The organism is Streptomyces sp. NPDC002788, assembly GCF_053592115.1.
On sequence record NZ_JBSFVB010000001.1, the window covers coordinates 546,280 to 567,498 of the forward strand.

Here is a 21,219-nt window from a genome sequence, read left to right on the forward strand (position 1 = left end):
GTTGCCCCAACTGACAGGAGAGACCGCATGCCGCATCCGGCTCCGCGCCGTCGCCCGCTTATCCCGCCGCCCCGCGCTCACGACGGCTCGCCCTCGGAGTCATTGCCACCGGGATGCTGATGATCATCCTCGACGGGTCCATCGTGACCGTGGCGATGCCGGCCATCCAGAACGACTTGGGGTTCACCCCCGCCGGCCTCAGCTGGGTCGTCAACGCCTACCTCATCGCGTTCGGCAGCCTGCTCCTGCTGGCCGGCCGGCTCGGCGACCTGATCGGTCGCAGGCGCATGTTCCTGGCCGGCACCGCCGTCTTCACCGCCGCCTCGCTGCTGGCCGGCGTGGCCACCTCGCCCGCCGTACTGATCGCCGCCCGCTTCCTCCAGGGCATCGGCAGCGCGATGGCCTCCGCCGTCAGCCTGGGCATCCTCGTGACGCTGTTCACCGAGCCCAGGGAGCGCGCCAAGGCCATCGCCGCCTTCAGCTTCACCGGCGCGGCGGGCGCGTCCATCGGCCAGGTCCTCGGCGGTGCACTCACCGACGCTCCGCCCGTCTCAACGCCCGCTTCGGTGAGCGCAACGTCCTGCTGGCGGGCATCGCGCTCCTCATCGGCGCCCTCGCTCTCCTCACCCGCGTCCCCGTGCAGGCCAGTTATGCCGTCGACCTCCTTCCGGTCATGCTGCTCGCCGCGGGCTTCGGCCTCGCGCTGCCGGCGCTGACCACACTCGGTATGTCCGGCGCGAACGAGGAGGACGCCGGTCTCGCGTCCGGCCTGTTCAACACCACCCAGCAGATCGGCATGGCCCTGGGCGTCGCGGTCCTGTCCACTCTGGCCGCCTCCCGCACCGAGAGCCTCGCGGCTGACGGCCGGACGGCGGCCGAGGCGCTGACCGGCGGCTACCGGCTCGCCTTCGCGGTGGGCACGGGGATCCTCGTCGTCGCCTTCGCCGTCGCCTTCACGATGCTGCGCCGCCCCGAGCGCCAGGCCGCCAAGGAGCAGGCCGCCGACACGCAGACTCCCTCCCACGCCGCAGCCGTCTGACCCACCCTCTCCCCCTCCCGCCCCGACCGCTGAAAGGCTGATCCCAATGAGCGAGAACACCGCCACCGAAACCACCACCGGCACCACCGAGAACGACGGCCCCGCCCCCCGGGTTCTCACCGACCAGGAGCTCTCCCAGCTGCTGCGGCAGCAGCAGTTCGGCGTACTCGCGAGCGTCAGGAGTACCGGCCACCCGCACCTGTCGACCGTCCTCTACGACTGGAACGCCGAGGAGCGCGTACTGCGCATCTCCTCCACCGCCGACCGCCTCAAGGTCCGTCAACTGCGCCGCGACCCGCACACCTCACTGCACGTCAGCGGTCCGGACGTCTGGTCGTTCGCCGTGGCGGAGGGCGAGGCGGAGATCGTGGACCCGGCCGACGGGGCGGCCCCCGGCGAACAGCCGCTGCCCGACCGGCGCGTGGTGATCCTGATCCGGGTATCCCGCCTGTACGGGACCGCCCTGGACATCCCCTCCCAGGACTGAGAAATCAGTGCGTACGCCGGATCGCGGAAGAATCGATGGACCAGCGCAGGGCGGTGGCAGGTGGTGCAGGTGCCGGTCCAGTAGTTCAGCAGGTCTTGGACGGCGTCGAGAATCTGGTAGAGGGTGAGTCCGCCGTATCGGCTCTTGGGGCCGGGCTCAGTTCGGTGAAGTACGCGTGCGCTGGCGGTTGGCCCGCGACCACGGCCGAGTACGCCTGCAAGCAGACCGGCGCCGCTCGGTGGCCACCCTGGATGTGGAGACCACTCAGTCCACGGACCGTGCTGCTGGGAGGCTTCCGGGTGGAGTGCGTATTCGGCTGGCCCGCAGCTGGGCGGACCCGCAGCCACCGGCGCGGCCCCGACCCGCCACCCGCGCGCAGGCGCAAGGGCCGAACCGCCGGAGCTAGGGCTGTGTTTGCTCGCTCCTTGCGAGGCGGCTGTGTGTGCGGCCGTACAGGAAGTACAAGAGGAACCCGGCGGCCATCCAGATGGCGAACCGCACCCACGTCTCGGCGGGCAGGTTGATCATCAGCCAGAGGGAGGCGCACACCGACAGGATCGGGATGACCGGCACCCACGGGGTGCGGAACGCCCGGTGCAGATCGGGGCGGGTCCGGCGAAGGACCAGCACACCGATGGCGACGACCACGAAGGCGAAGAGCGTGCCGATGTTCACCAGCGCGGCGAGTTCGGTCAGCGGCGTGAACCCAGCGAGGATCGCGATGATCACACCGAGCAGGATGGTCGGCCGGTGCGGGGTCTTGAACCGCGGGTGCACGCGCGAGAAGAACCGCGGCAGCAGTCCGTCGCGGCTCATCGCGAAGAACACCCGGGTCTGCCCGAGCAGCAGGATCATGCACACCGTCGTCAGGCCTACCGCGGCCCCGAAGCTGATGAAGCCCGCGAACCACGGATGCCCGGTCGCCTTGAACGCGTCGGCCAGCGGCGCGTCGACGGAGAGCCGGCTGTAGTGCTGCATGCCGGTGACGACGATCGACACGAGGACGTACAGGGCGGTGCAGATGACGAGGGAGCCGAGGATGCCGCGCGGCATGTCGCGCTGCGGGTTCCGCGTCTCCTCGGCGGCCGTGGCCACGACGTCGAAGCCGATGAAGGCGAAGAACACGACCGAGGCGGCGGTGAAGATGCCCATCACGCCGAAGTTGGACGGCGCCCAGCCGAACATCAGCTGGATCAGCGGGGAGTCGAGACTCGACCCGGCCTCCACGGCCTTCTCCTTCGGGATGAACGGGTCGTAGTTCTCGCCCTTGATGAAGAAAGCGCCCGCGATGATCACGACGAGGACGACGGTCACCTTGATGGCGACGACGAGCGACGTGATCCGCGCCGACAGCTTCATGCCCAGCACGAGGATGCCCGTGAGGACGAGGACGAGCGCGGCGGCGAGGATGTCGAAGCCGAAGGTGTCGGAGCCCTCGCGACTGCCCAGGGCCGCGGGCATCGTCCAGCCCGCGTTGTCCATGAGCGACTGGATGTAGCCCGACCAGCCGACGGCCACCACCGCCGTCCCGAGCGCGAACTCCAGGACGAGGTCCCAGCCGATGATCCAGGCGGGCAGTTCGCCGAGCGACGCGTACGAGAACGTGTAGGCGGACCCGGCGACCGGAACGGTGGAGGCGAACTCGGCGTAGCAGAGCGCGGCGAGGGCGCAGGCGACGCCGGCCGCGGCGAACGCCAGGGCCACCGCGGGCCCGGCGTTGTTCTTGGCCACTGTGCCGGTGAGGACGAAGATGCCGGTACCGATGATCACGCCGACGCCGAAGACGGTCAGATCCAGCGCGGACAACGACTTCTTGAGCGCGTGCTCTGGTTCCTCGGTGTCGAGGATGGACTGCTCGACCTTCTTCGTCCGGAAGAGGGTACTGCTCACGGGGTACCTCCCACGCTTGTCGTCCTCGACATGATCGAGAGGTGGGAGGATCCGTATGCCCCGGCACGGACGAAATCACGCCAATGGGCCGGTTGCACCACCCTCACGGTGGGGTAACCGGCCCATTCGAACCCGTTCGGCCCTGTCGGCGGCGTCAGTCGCGCGCGGGCTCCACCGAGTCCACCGCGTCCGCGGCGCTGCGCTCGTACCGGCCGTCGAGCTTGGCGACCAGCCCGGTCACCTGCCGGGCGATGTCGGGCGCGGTGAGGCCGATCTCGGCCAGGACCTCGGCGCGGGAGGCGTGGTCGAGGAAGCGCGGCGGGATGCCGAAGTCGCGCAGCGGCACGTCGACGCCCGCGTCGCGCAGCGCCTGCGCGACGGCGGAGCCGACACCACCGACCCGGCTGTTGTCCTCGACGGTGACGACAACGCGGTGCTGCTCGGCGAGCGGGGCCAAGGCCTCGTCGACGGGCTTGACCCAGCGCGGGTCGACGACGGTGGTGGAGATGCCCTGCCTGTCGAGCAGGGCGGCGATCTCCAGGCACATGGGCGCGAGGGCGCCGACGGAGACCAGCAGCACGTCCGGCCGGTCGGCGCCGGGCTCGCGCAGCACGTCCATGCCGCCGACGCGGCCCACGGCGGGCACGGCGGGGCCTACGGCGCCCTTGGAGAAGCGGACCACGGTCGGCGCGTCCTCGACGGCGACGGCCTCGCGCAGCTGGGCGCGCACCTGGTCGGCGTCGCGTGGCGCGGCGAGCCGCAGGCCGGGCACGACCTGCAGGATCGACATGTCCCACATGCCGTTGTGGGAGGCCCCGTCGGTGCCGGTGACACCGGCCCGGTCGAGCACGAAGGTGACGCCGCACTTGTGCAGGGCCACGTCCATCAGCACCTGGTCGAAGGCGCGGTTGAGGAAGGTGGCGTACACGGCGAAGACCGGGTGGACGCCGCCCGTCGCGAGGCCGGCCGCGGACACCGCGCCGTGCTGCTCGGCGATGCCGACGTCGTAGACCCGCTCCGGGAAGCGCTTGGCGAACCTGTCCAGGCCCACCGGCTGGAGCATGGCGGCCGTGATGGCGACGATGTCCTCGCGCTCCTCGCCGAGCTTGACCATCTCCTCGCCGAAGACGGAGGTCCAGTCGGCGCCGGAGGTGGCGATCGGCAGGCCCGTGTCGGGGTGGATCTTGCCGACGGCGTGGAATCGGTCGGCCTCGTCCTGCAGGGCGGGCTGGTAGCCGCGGCCCTTCTCGGTGAGGCAGTGCACGATGACCGGCCCGCCGAACCGCTTGGCCCGCGCGAGGGCGGACTCCAGGGCCTCCAGGTCGTGCCCGTCGATCGGACCGACGTACTTCAGGCCGAGGTCCTCGAACATGCCCTGCGGGGCGATGAAGTCCTTCAGGCCCTTCTTGGCGCCGTGCAGGGTGTCGTACAGGGCCTGGCCGACGACGGGCGTGCGCTCCAGGACCTCCTTGGTACGGGCGAGGAACCGCTCGTAGCCGTCGGTGGTGCGCAGGGTCGCCAGGTGGTTGGCGAGGCCTCCGATGGTCGGCGCGTACGACCGCTCGTTGTCGTTGACGACGATGACGAGCGGGCGGTCCTTGGCGTCGGCGATGTTGTTCAGCGCCTCCCAGGCCATGCCGCCGGTCAGGGCTCCGTCGCCGATGACGGCCACGACGTGGCTGTCACGCTTGTGCAGCTGGTTGGCCTTGGCGATGCCGTCGGCCCAGCCGAGGACGGTCGAGGCATGCGAGTTCTCGATGACGTCGTGCTCGGACTCGGCCTGTGAGGGGTAGCCGGACAGGCCGCCCTTCATCTTCAGCTTGGAGAAGTCCTGGCGGCCGGTGAGCAGTTTGTGGACGTAGGACTGGTGACCGGTGTCCCAGAGCACCTTGTCCTTGGGCGAGTCGAAGACCCGGTGCAGGGCGATGGTGAGCTCCACCACGCCGAGGTTGGGGCCGAGGTGACCGCCGGTCTTGGAGACCGCTTCGACAAGGAAGGTCCGGATCTCCTCCGCCAGCTGGTTCAGCTCCTCCAGGTTGAGCCGGTCCAGATCGCGCGGTCCCCTGATACGGGTCAGCAGCGGCACCCGTGCCTCCTTGCAGTAGAGCTGTTGCCGGGCTTGTCGAGTCTAATGTTCCGCCTTCGTGGGCGGCGCCGTGGCCGTGCGTCGTACGTCACGCGTTCGGCTGTACCCAACTTGTGCCTCACCTACGACAAGACTGTGCCCGGCACCGGGAAGTGCCGGGCACGGTCTTGTCCTTCGGCGCTACGCGCGACCCGCGGTCTTCTGCGTCTTGCGCGTCACCGCGTCGATCACCACAGTGGCCAGCAGCACACCACCCGTGATCATGTACTGCACCGGAGAGGCGATGCCCTCGAGGGCGAGCCCGTACTGGATCGACACGATCACCAGCACACCGAGCAGCGCGTTCCAGGTGCGCCCACGGCCACCGAACAGCGACGTGCCGCCGATCACCGCCGCGGCGATCGCGTTCATCAGCAGGTCACCGCCACCGGCACCCTGGTTCGCCGCGGCGATCTTGGAGGCGATGAACAGACCGCCCACCGCGGCGAAGGTCCCGGAGATCGCGAACACCGAGATCCGGACCATCTCCACGTTGATGCCGGCCCGGCGCGACGCCTCGACGCTGCCGCCGAGCGCGAACACCTTCCGGCCGTACGCCGTGCGCCGCAGCACGAAGTCCGTGACCAGCAGCACCACGATGAAGATCACCACGGCCAGCGGCAGGCCCTTGTACTGGTTGAAGACGATGGCGACGGTGAAGGCGAGGACCGCCAGCAGCACGGTCCGCACGATCGTCTCGCTCAGCGGCCGCGACGGCACGCCGGCGGCCTCCCGGCGCCGGTTGCCGAGGAAGGAGCTGAGGAAGAACCCGGCGGTCACCACCGCGGCCAGACCGTACGCGGCAGCCACGTCGGAGAAGTAGTAGCTGGTCAGCTGGGCCACGACCCCGTCCGGGTCGAGGTTGATCGTGCCGTTGTCGCCCAAAATCTGAAGCATGAAGCCGTTCCAGAACAGCAGACCGGCCAGGGTGACGGCGAACGCGGGGACGCCGATCTTCGCGAAGAAGAAGCCGTGCAGCACGCCGGCGACCGTACCGGTGAGGATGGCCAGCACGAAGGCGAGCCACTCGTTCATGCCGTTGGTGACGTTCAGCACCGCGAAACTGGCGCCGGCGACACCGGAGACCGAGCCGACCGACAGGTCGATCTCGCCGAGCAGCAGCACGAACACGATGCCGACGGCGATCATGCCCGTACCGACCATGGCGACGGACATGTCGGACAGGTTGCCCGCGGTGAGGAAGTTGGAGTTCAGGCTCGTGAAGATGAGCCAGATGATCGCCAGGCCGATGACGACCGGAATGGAGCCCAGGTCACCGGACTTCATCTTCCGCTTGAACTCGGTGACGTAGCCCGCGAGGCCCTGCTCGCGCACCAGCAGCCGGGGGTCGACCACCGTGACGGCGGCCTTGGCCGCCTCGGGGTTCGCCACGACGTGGTCTTCCGGAGCCGCGGAGGTCTTGTCGATGTTCACTTGGAAACCTCCCCGTTCGTGCGCGCCGCACGGCGGGTCACGGCGTTGTCGGTGGCGCCGGTGATGGCGGAGATGATCTCTTCCTGGGAGGTCGACTTGACCTCGAAGACGCCGTTGTTGCGCCCGAGGCGCAGCACGGCGACCTTGTCCGCGACCGCCTTGACGTCGGCCATGTTGTGGCTGATGAGGATCACGGCGTGGCCGCGCTCGCGCAGCCGCTCGACGAGGTCGAGGACCTGCGCGGTCTGCTCCACGCCGAGGGCGGCGGTGGGCTCGTCGAGGATGACCAGCTTGGGCTCGCCGAGCATGGACCGGGCGATGGCCACGGTCTGGCGCTGGCCGCCGGAGAGCGAGGCGATCGGGATGCGCACGCTGGGGATGCGGATCGAGAGCGTGTCGAGCAGTTCGCGGGAGCGGCGCTCCATCTCCACCTCGTCCAGGACACCGCGCTTGCGGATCTCCCGGCCCAGGTAGAGGTTGCCGACGACGTCGATGTTGTCGCAGAGCGCGAGGTCCTGGTAGACGGTCGCGATGCCCAGGTTCTGGGCGTCGTGCGGCTTGCTGATCTGGACGGACCTGCCGTCCCATTCGATGACGCCCTCATCGATGGGGTGCACGCCGGCGATCGTCTTGACCAGCGTGGACTTTCCGGCGCCGTTGTCGCCCACCAGGGCGACCACCTCACCGGCGTGGACCTCAAGCTCTACGTCGGTGAGCGCCTGAACGGCACCGAACCGCTTGGAGACCCCGCGCAACGCCAGCACGGGCGTAGCGGACACGTGAACCATCTCCTTCGCCGCCTGACCCGGCGGGAGGTTGTTGCAGAAGTAGGGGAGGAGTGATCGCTCCGGCGCCCCGCGGAGCTTGCGGGGCTGGTGTGGCGGGGCGCCGGAGTCACTCGGGGCAGCGGGTCCCGTACGGATACACACGGGAGTCACGGGAGTCCGGACGCGGACTCCCGTCTCCCTCAGGGGACCTGACGGCTGCTCAGTTGAGACCGATCTTGTCGCAGGCGGCCTTGTACTTGGCCGTGCAGATCTCGTTCACCGTGTAGATGCCGTCCTTGATGACGGTGTCCTTGATGTTGTCCTTGGTCAGCGACACGACCGGGACCAGGACGGACGGGACGGCCTTGGTGGTCGGGCTGTCGACCTTGTCCTTGGCGATCGAGTCGAGCGACTTGCCCTGGGCGAGGGCGACGGCCATCTCGGCCGCGACGTCCGCCTCCTGCGGGTAGGGCTTGTAGACGCTCATGTACTGCTCACCGCTGACGATGCGCTGCACGCCCGCGAGTTCGGCGTCCTGGCCGGTGACGGGGATGTCGGCGATGCCGGCCGCCTTCAGGGCGGTGATGATGCCGCCCGCCATGCCGTCGTTGGCGGAGTAGACGCCGACGATCTTGTCCTTGCCGAGGGCGGAGATGGCGCCCTCCATGTTGGAGTTGGCGTTCTCCGGCTTCCACTCCTTGGTGTCGTACTCGCGGCCGATCTTCACCTTGCCGTCGAGGACGGAGTGCGCGCCCTGCTTGAACTGGGCGGCGTTCGGGTCGGTGGAGGACCCGTTCATCATGACGATCTGGCCGTCCTTGGCCTTGGAGCCCAGGGCCTTCAGCAGGGCCTCGCCCTGGGTCTTGCCGACGGTGACGTTGTCGAACGAGGTGTAGGCGTCGATCGGGCCCTCGGCCAGGCGGTCGTAGGCGACGACGGGGATGCCCGCGTCCTTGGCCTTCTTCACCGAGCCGGCGATCGCCTTGGAGTCCACCGCGTCCACGATCAGCACGTCGACCTTGTTGGTCACCATCGTGTCGACCTGCTGGTTCTGCGTGCTGGCGTCCTGCTTGGCGTTGGCGTAGACGACCTCGCCCTTGCCGTTGGTGAGTTCCTTGACCTTCTTCTCGATGAGCGGCCGGTCGAACTTCTCGTAACGGGCGGTCGCGTTCTCCGGAAGGAGCAGGCCGACCTTGATGTCGTCGCCCTTCTTGGCGGACCCGGTGGAGTCGGCCTTCTCGCCGGACTCCTTGGCGCTGCCACAGGCAGCAAGCGAAACGGCCATCACACCGGCGGCAACGGCGACAGCGGCGCGACGCATACGCGTGTTCACTTCAAAAACCTCCCTGACGAGGCCGCGACATTGCGACCGAGGTGGCTGGAAGTCAACTCGGCCACACGTGCGACGTCAAGAAGTAAATCCTTAACGAGATGGCAACGGTGCCATCCGTTCTCTAAGTGAAGGCAGGGGGCGCCGCCTTCAGCGGTCCTGCGGCAGTCCCGTCCAACAGGGTCGAATCGCCCATCTCGCTGAGGGCGAGAGCGAGCGCTCCGAGCACCTCCGCACGGCCACCGAGAGCGCCGGGGAGAACGGACAACTGGCGGGCCGCACTGGGGATGGCGTAGCGGCCGACGGACTCCCGGATCGGCCCGAGCACCAGCTCACCGGCCTCGGCGAGATCACCGCCGAGGACCACGCGGCTCGGGTTCAGCAGGTTGCAGAGATTGGCCACTCCACTGCCGATGTGGCGGCCGACGTCGGCGATCACCCGACGGCAGCCCGGGTCTCCGTCCCGCGCGAGCCGTACGACGCCTTCCATGGTCAGATCGGTGCCGTGACTGGACTGGAGGAGCGGGAGCACGTAGCGCGCGGCCGCGAAGGTCTCCAGGCAGCCGCGGTTGCCGCAGCGGCAGACGGGGCCGGATTCATCGAGTGTAATATGCCCGATTTCTCCGGCAGTGCCGCCGGGTCCTCGGTAGATCCTTCCGCTGATCACCAGGCCGGCGCCGACACCACTGGCGACCTTGATGTACGCCAGGTCGCGGACGCCCCGGCCGCTGCCCCAGACCATCTCGCCGAGGGCGCCGAGGTTGGCGTCGTTGTCCACGTGCACGGGGACGCCGAGGCGGCCGCGGAGCTCCTCGGCGGGCTTGGTGCCGGTCCAGCCGGGGAGGATCGCGGTCGAGCCGAGGGTGCCGGACTCCACGTCGATCGGGCCGGGGACGCCGAGGCCGACGCCGGCGATCTTGGAGCGGTCGACGCCGGTGGCCTCGATCAGGCGGGTGACCAGCTGTTCCGCCCGGTCGAAGCCCTGGGTGGACGAGGCGTCCACGTCCAGGGGCTCGGACTCCTCGGCGAGGACCTGGTGGGCGAGGTTGCCGATGGCGACGCGGAGGTGGGTGTGGCCGAAGTCGACCCCTATGACGATGCCGGCGTCACCGCTGAGTGACACGCTGCGGGCCCTGCGGCCGCCCGCGGAGGTCGGTGTGACCTCGACCGTGCCGCCGTCCTTCAACTCCCGGACGATGTTGGACACCGTCGCCGCGGACAGGCCTGTCGTCCGCGCGATCTCGGCCTGGGTGAGGGAACCCGCCAGGCGCACGGCTCGTACGACCCGCTCCAGGTTGGCTCGGTGCAGCGATGACTGCGACCCCGGAGTCTCCACGACGACCTCCTGCGCACGGGGCCGCTTCGATGAGACCCCGTCTATGTCCAACTAGTGAACTCTAAGCTGAGCCGTTCGGGTTGCCTCCCGTCAAGAGGTTGAACTGATTCCGGGGGGTGCGCGGGTGGTTGCGCAGGGCTACGTGGTGGTTCGCGCTTTCTGTCGCCGGGTGCCTGCGGCGGCCTGTGGACGTGGGGTGGGGTGCGGGCAGCGCCTGCGCCGTGGGGGTGGGTCGGCGGGGCTGCGGGAGCGTCGTGGCTCGGGCTCGGCCGCCCGGCTGCGGGCATCGTGCCGCTGAGGGCGACGGGGTCCCCTGCGGCTACTTCAGCGCCCCGGCCGTCAAGCCCTGTACCACCTGGCGCTGGAAGACGATGTACGCCGCCAGGACCGGGAGCATGGCCATCACCAGGCCCGCGAAGAGGCCCGACCAGTCACCCTTGTAGCCCTGGCTCACTGCCAGCTGGACCAGGCCCTGGGTGAGGACGCGTGTGTCGGGGTCGGTGTTGAGGACCGTGGGGAGCATGTACTGGTTCCACTGGCCGAGGAAGTTGAAGATGCCGACGCTGATCAGGCCCGGCTTGGCCATGGGGACCATGATCTGGAAGAACGTGCGGCTGTGGGAGGCGCCGTCGACGAAGGCCGCCTCCGCCACCGACGTCGGCAGGGTGCGGAAGAACGCCGTCAGGAAGAACACCGTGAACGGCAGGGAGTAGGCGATGTAGACCAGGATCAGGCCGTGGATGGTGTTCAGCAGGCCCATGTTGTTCACGACGTAGAACAGCGGGACCAGGGCGAGCATGATCGGGAAGCTCATACCGCCGATGAACAGGTAGTAGATGAAGCGGTTGCCCGGGAAGTCGAAGCGGGCCAGGACGTAGGCCGCCATGGAGCCGAGGACGAGTGTGCCGATGAGCGAACCGCCCACCACCACAACGGTGTTGAGGAAGTAGTCGCTCATGTTGGCCTCGGTCCACGCCCGCGACCAGTTGTCGAAGTGCGGCGAGTCCGGGAGCGACCAGGGGGAGCCGAAGATGGAGCGGTCGTCCTTGAAGGACGTCATGACCGCCCAGAGCAGCGGCATCACCACCATGATCGCCCAGATGACGAGGACGCCGTGGGAGAAGACGTTGAGGACCGTGCCTTCCTTCTTCTCCTTGGGCGGTACGGCCGGCGGGAGGTCCGCCTCGGTGAGGGAGGCGCCGGACTCGGCCGGGAGGGGGGCGGGGGTTTCGGTCGTCTTCATCAGTACTCCAGCCGCTCGCGACGGCCCAGCCGCATCACCACGGCGGCGAAGGCCAGTGTGACGACGAGCAGGGCGACACCGATGGTGGTGGCGTAGGCGGCCTGACCGTCGCGGAACGCCTTCTGGTACACGTACAGGACCATGACGGTGGTCGAGTAGTCGGGACCGCCCGGCCCGGTCGTCATGATCTGCACGACCGCGAACGACTCGGCGCCCAGGGCGAGGATGCCCATGTACACCCAGCCGGACTGCACGGTGTCCCACAGCAGGGGCAGGGTGATCCGGAAGAAGGTGGTGAAGCGGTTCGCGCCGTCCAGCAGGGCCGCCTCGTACATGTCCGCCGGGATGGAGGCCATACCGGCGGAGAAGAGGACCACGAAGAAGCCGACCGTGGACCAGACGAGGACCGCCATCACGGCCCACAGCGCCAGGTCGGGGTCGCCGAGCCACAGGGGCTGGACGTCACCGAGGCCGATCCCGCGCAGGACCGAGTTGATCGCGCCGCTGTCCGGGTTGTACGCGAACGCGAACAGCAGCGCCACGATGGCGATCGAGAGGACCTGCGGGAAGAAGTAGACGATTTTGTAGAAGGAGGAGCCGCGGACCCCGGTGATCACCGGACCGTTCCTTCTCTTTCTGCCGCCCACATTGATCATGAAAGCGAAGAACAGCGCGAGGCTGATCGTCACCACCGGCAGCAGGAGGGCGAACAGCAGGCTGTGCTGCAACGACTTCCAGAAGATGTCGTCGTCGAGCATCCGGCTGTAGTTGTCGGAACCGACCATCTTGAATTCGGGGCTCAGGCCGGTCCAGTCCGTGAACGAGTAGTAGATGGACTGGATGAACGGCCAGACCACGAAGAGCGCGTACAGTCCCAGGGGCAGCGCGAGGAAGCCCACGATGAACCGGTACTTGCCGTGCTGCATCGCCACTCCGGTGCCGTTGCGGACATTGGGTTTCCGGTGCCGTTACTGGTGCTTGTAGTGCTTGATCGAGTCGTCCTTGGCGGCCTCGTCGGCGAAGCCCTGGATCTTCTTGACGGCCTCGGCCGGGGTGAGGCGGCCGGCCATCATCTCGCCCAGGCCGGAGACGCCGATCTTCTCCTTCTGCAACTGCACGTACCAGTCCTGCAGACGGGGATTCACCACGTTCTCGCCGGCCTTGTCCAGCGCCGCGACACCCGACTTCAGACCGGGGGTGAGGGCGATGCCGTCGGTGCCTCCGTGGTACGCGGTCAGCGACTTCACCTTGCTGGTGAAGTTCTTCGAGGACGCCTCGCTGAGCATGATGCGCAGCTGCTCCATGCCGCCGGCGGCGTTCTTCGCCTTGGCCGGGACGATGAACGGCTCGCCGCCGGAGGCCCAGAGAGTGCCGAAGGGCAGCTTGTCGGAGGGGTCGAGGCCGGTGGGCGCGGAGACGGCCAGGCCGAAGTCCTTCGGGATGACGTTGGCCGACTCGTTCTCCACCCAGGAGCCGTTCGGGACGAACAGCGCCTTGCCCTGGGCCCACGCGGTCTGCGACTGGATGTGGTCCAGGCCCGGGGTGCCCTTGAGGACGTAACCCTTCTTGTAGAGCTCGTAGTAGGCGTCGAAGCAGGCCTTGACGGCCGGGTGCTTCCAGGCGTTCGGCTCCAGGTTGTCGATGGCGTCGAGGACCTCGCGGCCGCCCACCTTGCCGATCATGGGGTAGAGCGAGAACGGGATGTAGTACGGGTACTTGCCCGCGTACGTCCAGCCCGCCATGCCCTTCTTCCTGGCCTTCGCGCAGACCGCGAGCATCTGGTCCCAGGTCTCGGGGTACTGCTCGTCGAGCGAGTCCAGTGCCTTCTGCGAGTACCAGACGCCGTACACCGTGTAGGCGTAGTACAGGATCCAGACCTTCTCGCCGTCGAACTGGCCCATCTCCACGATGCCGGGACGCAGCGTGTCACGGACCTTCTTGCCCGGGTCGTCGTAGGACGGCGCGTCCAGGAGCGGGGTGAGGTCGGTGAGCTGGTTCTTGCCGACCAGGACGCCCATGTCCATCTGCTCGGCGCCGGAGTTGTCGATGAGGTCCGGCGGGGTGCCCTGGTTGAAGCGGGGCTGGAGCGTGGACTGGATCTTCTGGGTGGCGGCGAACTTCACCGTCACCTCGGGGAAGTTCTTCTCGTAGATCTTCACGGCGTCCTCGGCGTACTCCTTGCCGAAACCGCCGTCGAACAGGACGAATTCCATGCCCGCCGTGTCGTTGACGGCGAGCGGGTTCTTCGCTGTCTTCTTGCCGGCCTTCGCCTTGTCGCCGCTGTCGTCGCCGCCGCTGCTGGCACAGGCGGACAGGAAGCTCATGGCCGGTACGGAGATCAGCCCGAGCGCGGCAGACCTTTTGATCAGATCACGGCGGCCGACACCCTCGGTGCCGCGGTTCTCGGCGGAAGTGGATCCCATGCTCAAGTCCACGCCTTCTCCAGGGACTCAGGCGGTGAACCGGATCCTCCCCGGCACCGCGATCGGGTCAAGCTGGGTCGTGCAGGAAAGTGCGGGTGGTGACGTGCGCATCGCGTGAATCGCCCGACAGGTATAGTCCACTTCCCACTAACGGATCAAGATCGAACACAAGGTTGGCCGCGGGTCTTGTCCGAGTCGAGACCTCGCGGAAGGATGAGCGGCCTGCGTATTCCGCGACGGAAGAATCCCGGTCGTCGCCCCCGAATGCCACAGACAAACACCTTGGAACGCTCCGGCACTTGAGCAACCACTGGTCCTTGCGCATCGAAGTTGACAACGTTGTCCACTGCGCAGGGAGGGTACCCGTTGACGCAAGGGAAAGCTCGGCACGGTGGGGGTTCGGCGGTCGTGTCGGCGACCGCCTTCGCGTTGACCCTGGGTTCGCAGGGCGTTGCGGTCGCACTGCCCCGAGCTTCGAGAAGCCCGATCGGGAGTACGCGCCCCCCTTCGTGCCCTCCTTCGTGGCGGATGACCCGGTTCCGGGCCGGCGAACTCGGTCGACACCGGCCCGGACGGCGGCAGGCGCGCCTCGGGCGTCGACGGCGGCGGTGCGCAGTCGATGGAACACGGCGACTCGGAGGGCGTACGGCGCGATGGCCGACTTCGGGGGTACGTCGTGAAGGCCGACTCGGAGGGGCAGCCGGGCCCGTCCGCCCATGGCCGCAGTCACGCGGACAGCGGGGGGCGGCGTGTCGACCACGGCCTGCCGGGACGTCAATCCGCTCCGTCGCCTCGGTGACCTCCGCCTCGCCACCTTCCGGGGCATCGCCCGCGGCGCCCGGGGGTCTGCTCCATCAGCCAGAAGGGGGACCGCCTTGCCAACGACGATCGGCCCCTTCCGCCGACGACGAACGGCTCCTTCCGCCGAGGCCGGACCGGCACCGCGGCAGCCGTAGACAACTGCGCCGCCCGGCGCTAACTTCCGCAACAGCGGGGTGGGAGCGCTCCCATAACGGTGGACCGGAACCCGCCCTTCAAGTCGCTCCCGCCCCGCGCATCCCCGCACACGCATCCGCAGACCCGCATCCCGAAGAAACGGATGATGCTGTCATGATCCTGACAAGAAAGCCGGGAGGCGCTCCGCCGCCCCGATCAGCCCCCCCCACCCGGGCCGGAGCCCTCTTCCTGGTCCTGATCTCCCTCCTCGTCACCGTCCCGGCGCTCGGCCTTGTCATGACGGCCGGCGGGGATGCCGAGGCGCACGGCACCCCGATGAAACCCGGCAGCCGCACCTTCCTGTGCTGGCAGGACGGTCTGACCGACACCGGTGAGATCAAGCCGGTCAATCCGGCGTGCCGGGCCGCGCAGCAGGTCAGCGGCACCACGCCGTTCTACAACTGGTTCTCGGTCCTCCGCTCGGACGGCGCCGGCCGCACCCGGGGCTTCGTACCGGACGGCGAGCTGTGCAGCGGCGGCAACCCCAACTTCACCGGGTTCGACAAGCCCAGCAAGGACTGGCCGCTCACCCATCTCACCTCGGGCGCGACGGTCGACTTCTCGTACAACGCCTGGGCGGCCCACCCCGGTTGGTTCCACGTCTACATCACCAAGGACGGCTTCGACGCGGCCAAGACGCTCACCTGGAACGACATGGAGGAACGGCCGTTCCTCAGCGTCGACCACCCGCCCCTGAACGGCTCACCGGGCACGGTCGAGGCCAACTACTCCTGGAAGGGAAAGCTCCCCGAGGGCAAATCGGGCCGCCACATCATCTACATGGTCTGGCAGCGCTCCGACAGCCAGGAGACCTTCTACTCCTGCTCCGACGTCGTCTTCGACGGCGGCAACGGCGAGGTGACGGGCATCAAGGAGCCGGGCAACCCGTCCGAGCCGGTGCCCGGCACCTGCACGGCCACCCGGAAGACGACCGGCACCTGGAACGGCGGCCACCAGTCCGAGGTGACCGTCACCAACACCGGCACGGTCCCGATGCTCGGCTGGATGGTCGACTGGACCCTCCCGTCCGGCCAGAAGATCGAGAATTTGTGGAACGGCGCCGCGACCTACAACGGCCAGGCGGTCATGGTCCACAACTCCGGCTGGAACGGCTCCCTCGATCCGGGCAGAAGCACGACGTTCGGTTACGTCGTCTCCGGCTCGGGGGGCGACGGCACGACTAGTTTGCCCTGCCGGGTGGGGTGAACCGGTGCGTCCGACGGGCCCGGGGCCGGGGAGCCTCGGTCATCGGGCCCGTCTTCAGTGACCGGCCGTCGCGACGAGGCGGCGCGGAGCGGCCAGGGCCGGTGCGCGCCGAGTGGGTTTGCCGCCGGGGCGGTTGTGGAGCCTGCTTCGCCGATGAGGAGGCAGGCGAGAGTGCGCAGGAGGGCCCAGCCACCGGGGCGGCGGAGGGTCGAGGCGCCGCGGGACCGGGACCTGGAGGGGTGGCAGATCTGCCCCGGCCTCGCACAGGGCATGGCCGACCTCGGCCCGCCACGTGTCCACGCTGATGATCACGTCCGGGAACCGCCGCCGCACCTCCGCCACGAACCCGATCGTCCGCCGGACCTCCTCCAGGTGCCCGGCGAGGGCGGACGGTCAGGCGTGTTCCTTGCGCGGTAACGCGTCCGCGGACCGTGTCGCCCCGGCAGCCTGACGGCGAGGTCGTCGCCGGGCCGCCAGAGCCGGTTGTCGCAGCCGCGCGGGCCGAGCAGCACCGGCTGATCGGCCGGGGTCGGGTGCTGGCCGCGCAGGAGGTCCCGGACCGGTGCCGGTGTGATCTCGATCCGCGTGGTGGACATGCGGCGCGGCCGCACGGGGGGCGGCGGCCCGGGGTGCCGGGTGTGTGATCGGAAATGCGCCGGTCGCCCGAGCCAGGGGTCGAGGGGGCGAGGGGCCGAGCCGAGGCTGCGGACGTACTGGCCGAGTCGGCCCGTCCGCCCCATATGTCGCTGTTATCCAGGTGTGCGATTCTGAGGTGTGGGTGCCCTGCCGCTCGTGTGCGGCGTGGCTCCGCCGTGGGAGGCGTGCCCCGGCGCCGCCGGTCCTGTGCCCGCGTCGGCGTCGCCCGGGTCCCGGGACTCCCACCTGCCGGTGGCCGCGGCACGGACGGGAGGTGGATGCGGAGATGCCCCATGACGGCGATGCCCTGGCCGCGGCCCCCGGTCTTCGGGCGCCCGGGAACGGGGGCACCGGTCCGCCTCGCCCCACGCCGGAGCTCGCCGCGAGGGAGCGCGTCCTGGCCTTCGCCGGGGTGGCGCTGGCGGCGGTGTACGTACGGAGCGAGGACGGGGCGGAACTCCGGGTGGTGGAGTCGTCCGGGGGCGAACCGGAGCGGTACGGGCTGCCGGGCCGCGTACGGGTCCCGGAGGGCTCGCCCGAGGTCGAAGAGCCGCGGCAGGGCACGTCGCCGCCGAGGGACGGTGGGGCGGCGGCCGGGCTCGGGGACGGCTCCGCTCCGGCCCCCGGCGCCCCTCCCGCACCCGCCTCGCACCCGAGCGCCCCCACCCCGGCACCCCCTGCCGCATCGGCCAGGACAAACAGCGCATCCGCAATCGCCGAGGCCTACCTGCGCGGGCGGCCCCGCTGGCTCGACGGCGCGGTGCTCGCCGCCGCCGGAGAAGGCGGAGCCGCCGCCGCTCCGGTCGGGGCGCTGCCGCTCGGGGCGGCGGGTGGGTGGCTGGGGTGTCTGGTCGTGGTGGGAGAGGCCGGGGAGGGTTTCGGGGTTGAGCAGCGGGAGTTCCTGGAGCGGTATGCCGAGGCGGTCGCCGGGCGGCTGCGGGGCGAGGCCGACCGGTCGGCGCCCTTGCCCCTGCTGGATTCCGCCCTGCGGGCGATGGGGGTCGGCTCCTTCGCCCTCACGCCCGGCACCGGGCTGGTCGAGACGGACACGACCCTGCTCGAACTCGTCGGCATCCCCGAGGACGGTTTCGACGGCAAGACCGACACCCTGCTCTCCTGCAGCGTCCCGGAGGACGTGCCCGCACTGCTGTCGGTCATCGAACCGTCCGCGCAGGCCCCGGGGCGCCGTGAGCTGGAGTTCCGTATCCGCCGGCCCACCGGTGAACTGTGCTGGCTGCGCCTGGACTGCCGTGTGCTGAAGGGGCCGGAGGGCCTTCCGGAGCGCGTGCTCGGTGTGGTGAGCGCGGCGCCCGTGCTGCGCCGCGGCGCCAGCGACGTCGCCCGCATCCAGTGGCTGACGGCCGCGCTCGACGACGCGACGACGGTGCGGGACGTCAGCCGGGTGGTCGTCGCCGCGCTGCGCGAGCCGCTGGGAGCCGACCGGGTCGCACTCGCCGAGCTGCTGGACGACCGGCTGGCGGTCACGGTGCTCGACCCGCCGGGTCCGGGCGCCTGGCCGGAGTTGTGGCGTTCCGAGTGGCGCTCGGAGTGGCCGGACGCACCGGTCAGCGCCCTGCCCACGCTCCACGCCGCGCTGCGGGACGGGCGGATGAGCCTGTGGCCGGCGGGCGCCGCGCTGGAACCGGGCCTCGCGGGCATCGGCCCCGGCGGTCTCGCGGTGCTGCCGCTGCCCGCCAAGAGCCGGGTGGCCGGGGTGTGCCTGGTCGGCTGGGACACCCCGCACGAGTTCGCCCCCGAGGAGCGGGCCCTGCTGACCGCGACCGCGGGGCTGGTGGGGCAGGCGCTGAAGCGCGCGCACGCCTACGACGCCGAGCAGGAACTCGCGACGATGCTCCAGCGCAGCCTGCTGCCCCGCCGCCTCCCCCGGCTGCCCGGCGGCATCGCCGTGGCCCGCTACCTGCCCGCCCGGCGGGGCCTGCAGGTGGGCGGCGACTGGTACGACGTGATCGCCCTGTCGGAGGGGAAGGTGGCCCTGGTCATCGGGGACGTTCAGGGGCACAGCGCCGCCGCCGCGACGATCATGGGCCAGATGCGTACCGCGGTCCGGGCCTACGCCGTCGAGGGCCATCCGCCGGACGTGGTCGTCGCGCACGCCAACCGGCTGCTCGTCGGCATGGAGACCGACCTGTTCGCCACGTGCTGCTATGTCGAGCTGGACATGGAGGAGGGCAACGCGCTGTTCGTGCGGGCCGGCCATCTGGCCCCGCTGGTGCGGTATCCCGACGGCGGCACCGAGGAGATCGCGGTCGAGGGCGGGCTTCCGCTGGGCGTCCTCGCCGACGCGGAGTTCCCGCTGACGGCGCTGGCGCTGGCCCCGGGTTCCGTGCTCGCGCTGGTGACGGACGGCCTGGTCGAGTCGGCGGATCTGCATCTGGACGAGGGCATGCGGCTCGTTCGGGAGGCGCTCGCCGCGGCCGATCCCGCCGACGCGGGGCGGATGGCCGACGAACTGCTCGGCGAGGAGGGTCGCCGGGAGGACGACGTGGCGTTGCTGCTGCTGCGCTACGACGGGATGCGGGTACGGCCGGTGCGGGCGGGCTGGGTGGTGTGGCGGCTGCCGGACGCGGTGATGCACGCCCGCCGGTTCAGTGCGCGCACGCTGCGGTCGTGGGACGTCGTGGACGAGGCCGACACCGTCCTGCTGGTGGTGTCGGAGCTGGTCACCAACGCGCTGGTGCACACGCAGGGCGCGGTCCGTGTGGACCTGACCCTGGCGGCGGACCGGCTGCGGGTGACCGTGAGCGACTCCTCGCCGCGCGCACCGGCCAAGCCGGTGGTCGTGGACTGGGAGTCGACGGGCGGCCGGGGGCTCTTCCTCGTCGAGGCCATGTCGGCGGCCTGGGGCTCGGTGCCGATCGGTGGCGGCAAGCAGGTGTGGAGCGAGATCGTCGTGTCCCGGCCGGAGCCGGCGCCGGAACCCGACCCGCAGGCGGAACCGGAGCCCGAGCCCGAGAAGGAGCGGGCCCCCGACCGGAGCCGTGGCAGGGGCTGGGGCGTGGGCCGGATCCGGGACCGGAACAGGGTCCGGCAGCGGGAGGCGGACCGGGACCGGTATCAGGACGCCGATCGGAGCGGAGACCGGGAACCGGACAAGGACCGGGACCGGAACAGAGGACGGGACCGGAACCCCGACAACGCCCGGAACCGGGGGCTCGGCCGGGGCCGGTGGCGGTCCGGCGAGGGAGGTCCGCCATGAGAGGACGTACGTGGCGTGCGGCTGTCGTCCTGCTGGCGGCCGTGCTGGCGCTGTCCCTCCCCGGGTGCACCGACGACGGCGGGGACGGCGGGGAGCGTCTCACCGTCGGACTGCTGCTGCCGAGCCGTGCGGTGCCGCGCTGGGAGCATTCCGACAAGCCCATGATCGAGAAGCGGGTCAAGGAGCTGTGCGCCGAATGCGCTGTGATGTACGCCAACGCCGAGAACGACGCGGCGAGCCAGCGCCAGCAGATGAACTCCATGATCACCCGGGGCGCCTCGGTGCTGATCCTGGACGTCGTCGACCCCAAGGCCCTGCGCTCCTCGGTCCGGGCGGCGCAGCGCGAGGGCATTCCGGTCATCGCCTACGACCGGCTCGCCGAGGGCCCGATCTCGGGGTTCGTCAGCTTCGACGGCGGCCAGGTCGGCCGGCTCCAGGGCGAGGCGCTCCTGAAGGGCATGGGAGCGAGGGCCGACGGCGGCGGTGCCGTCCTGGTGAACGGCGACCCCTCCAGCCCCAACGCCGCCTGGTACGAGGGCGGGGCCAGGTCCGTCCTCGAGGGCCGGGTCCGGATCCTCAAGTCGTACGACACCCTCGGCTGGCGCACGGAGAACGCCCACGACCACATGTCCGCCGCGATCAGCACCCTGGGCCCGAGCCGGATCGACGGGGTGCTCGCGGCCAACGACTCCATCGCCGCCGGTGTCATCGCGGCGCTGAAGAGCGCCCGGATCTCGCCGCTGCCCCCGGTCACCGGCCAGGACGCCGACCTCGACGCGGTGCGGCGCATCGTCAAGGGCGAGCAGTACATGACCGTCTACAAGCCCTTCCGGCAAGAGACCGACGCGGCCGCCGCGATGGCCGTCGCCCTGGCGCGCGGCAACGATCTGGACGCCCTCGTCACGACGACGGTGGACAGTCCCACGACCCGGGACGTGCCTGCGTTGCTGCTCAGCCCGATCCCGGTGACGCGGGACGACATCGGCCGGACGCTCGTCCGGGACGGTGTCTACACGATCGACCAGATCTGCATCCCGAAGCTCCGGCCCGCCTGCGACCGGATCGGACTCACCGGTGAGTGAGGTGGTCC

At 69.9% G+C, this 21,219-nt stretch carries 13 protein-coding genes and 3 pseudogenes; 6 read left to right on the plus strand and 10 right to left on the minus strand.

The window, feature by feature from the left end; genetic code table 11:
• Positions 1 to 119 precede the first annotated feature (119 nt).
• A pseudogene (locus ACWD1U_RS02430) lies at positions 120 to 1,039 on the plus strand (MFS transporter).
• Between the two features lie 46 nt (positions 1,040 to 1,085).
• Entirely contained in the window at positions 1,086 to 1,526 is a 441-nt protein-coding gene (locus ACWD1U_RS02435) for a pyridoxamine 5'-phosphate oxidase family protein (protein ID WP_451103801.1), read from the plus strand.
• Between the two features lie 402 nt (positions 1,527 to 1,928).
• On the opposite strand, the gene ACWD1U_RS02440 is transcribed toward ACWD1U_RS02435, so the two are convergent.
• The 9 genes from ACWD1U_RS02440 to ngcE all read right to left on the minus strand — a co-directional run bounded on the left by ACWD1U_RS02440 (position 1,929) and on the right by ngcE (position 14,074).
• Positions 1,929 to 3,416 carry an amino acid permease gene (locus ACWD1U_RS02440; protein WP_451103802.1) on the minus strand — a complete coding sequence of 496 codons (1,488 nt, stop codon included), beginning with the start codon at positions 3,414 to 3,416 and terminating at the stop codon, positions 1,929 to 1,931.
• Between the two features lie 154 nt (positions 3,417 to 3,570).
• Complete coding sequence (dxs, locus tag ACWD1U_RS02445; RefSeq protein ID WP_451103803.1) at positions 3,571 to 5,502, minus strand: 1-deoxy-D-xylulose-5-phosphate synthase; 1,932 nt, start codon at positions 5,500 to 5,502, stop codon at positions 3,571 to 3,573.
• A gap of 180 nt (positions 5,503 to 5,682) precedes the next feature.
• A complete protein-coding gene (locus ACWD1U_RS02450; protein ID WP_451103804.1) occupies positions 5,683 to 6,975 on the minus strand; it encodes a sugar ABC transporter permease in 1,293 nt (430 codons plus the stop codon).
• Positions 6,972 to 7,763 carry an ATP-binding cassette domain-containing protein gene (locus ACWD1U_RS02455; protein WP_190903104.1) on the minus strand — a complete coding sequence of 264 codons (792 nt, stop codon included), beginning with the start codon at positions 7,761 to 7,763 and terminating at the stop codon, positions 6,972 to 6,974. The genes ACWD1U_RS02450 and ACWD1U_RS02455 overlap by 4 nt, the downstream gene beginning before the upstream one ends.
• A gap of 199 nt (positions 7,764 to 7,962) precedes the next feature.
• Positions 7,963 to 9,063: an ABC transporter substrate-binding protein gene (locus ACWD1U_RS02460; protein WP_451103967.1), complete on the minus strand. Its 1,101-nt coding sequence runs from the start codon at positions 9,061 to 9,063 to the stop codon at positions 7,963 to 7,965.
• 133 nt (positions 9,064 to 9,196) lie between these two features.
• Positions 9,197 to 10,408, minus strand: a complete 1,212-nt coding sequence (locus ACWD1U_RS02465) for an ROK family transcriptional regulator (protein WP_451103805.1) — start codon at positions 10,406 to 10,408, stop codon at positions 9,197 to 9,199.
• 319 nt (positions 10,409 to 10,727) lie between these two features.
• Positions 10,728 to 11,651 carry a carbohydrate ABC transporter permease gene (locus ACWD1U_RS02470; protein ID WP_451103806.1) on the minus strand — a complete coding sequence of 308 codons (924 nt, stop codon included), beginning with the start codon at positions 11,649 to 11,651 and terminating at the stop codon, positions 10,728 to 10,730.
• On the minus strand, positions 11,651 to 12,577 hold the full coding sequence (locus ACWD1U_RS02475) for a carbohydrate ABC transporter permease (protein ID WP_451103807.1): 927 nt from the start codon (positions 12,575 to 12,577) through the stop codon (positions 11,651 to 11,653). The genes ACWD1U_RS02470 and ACWD1U_RS02475 overlap by 1 nt, the downstream gene beginning before the upstream one ends.
• Before the next feature lie 42 nt (positions 12,578 to 12,619).
• Positions 12,620 to 14,074 (minus strand): N-acetylglucosamine/diacetylchitobiose ABC transporter substrate-binding protein, encoded by a 1,455-nt coding sequence (ngcE, locus tag ACWD1U_RS02480; RefSeq protein WP_451103808.1) that lies wholly within the window; start codon positions 14,072 to 14,074, stop codon positions 12,620 to 12,622.
• Between the two features lie 605 nt (positions 14,075 to 14,679).
• Between ngcE and ACWD1U_RS02485 the strand changes: the two are divergent.
• Positions 14,680 to 14,810 (plus strand): annotated as a pseudogene (locus ACWD1U_RS02485) (hypothetical protein); the annotation flags it as partial.
• Positions 14,811 to 15,184: 374 nt separating this feature from the next.
• Complete coding sequence (locus ACWD1U_RS02490) at positions 15,185 to 16,276, plus strand: lytic polysaccharide monooxygenase auxiliary activity family 9 protein (protein ID WP_451103809.1); 1,092 nt, start codon at positions 15,185 to 15,187, stop codon at positions 16,274 to 16,276.
• Between the two features lie 243 nt (positions 16,277 to 16,519).
• Here ACWD1U_RS02490 and ACWD1U_RS02495 read toward each other — a convergent pair.
• Positions 16,520 to 16,645, minus strand: a pseudogene (locus ACWD1U_RS02495) (dihydropteroate synthase); the annotation flags it as partial.
• 553 nt (positions 16,646 to 17,198) lie between these two features.
• Here ACWD1U_RS02495 and ACWD1U_RS02500 point away from each other — a divergent pair.
• Positions 17,199 to 20,129 (plus strand): SpoIIE family protein phosphatase, encoded by a 2,931-nt coding sequence (locus ACWD1U_RS02500; RefSeq protein WP_451103810.1) that lies wholly within the window; start codon positions 17,199 to 17,201, stop codon positions 20,127 to 20,129.
• Complete coding sequence (locus tag ACWD1U_RS02505; protein ID WP_451103811.1) at positions 20,126 to 21,211, plus strand: sugar ABC transporter substrate-binding protein; 1,086 nt, start codon at positions 20,126 to 20,128, stop codon at positions 21,209 to 21,211. Before ACWD1U_RS02500 ends, ACWD1U_RS02505 begins: the two co-directional genes overlap by 4 nt.
• Positions 21,212 to 21,219: the final 8 nt, after the last annotated feature.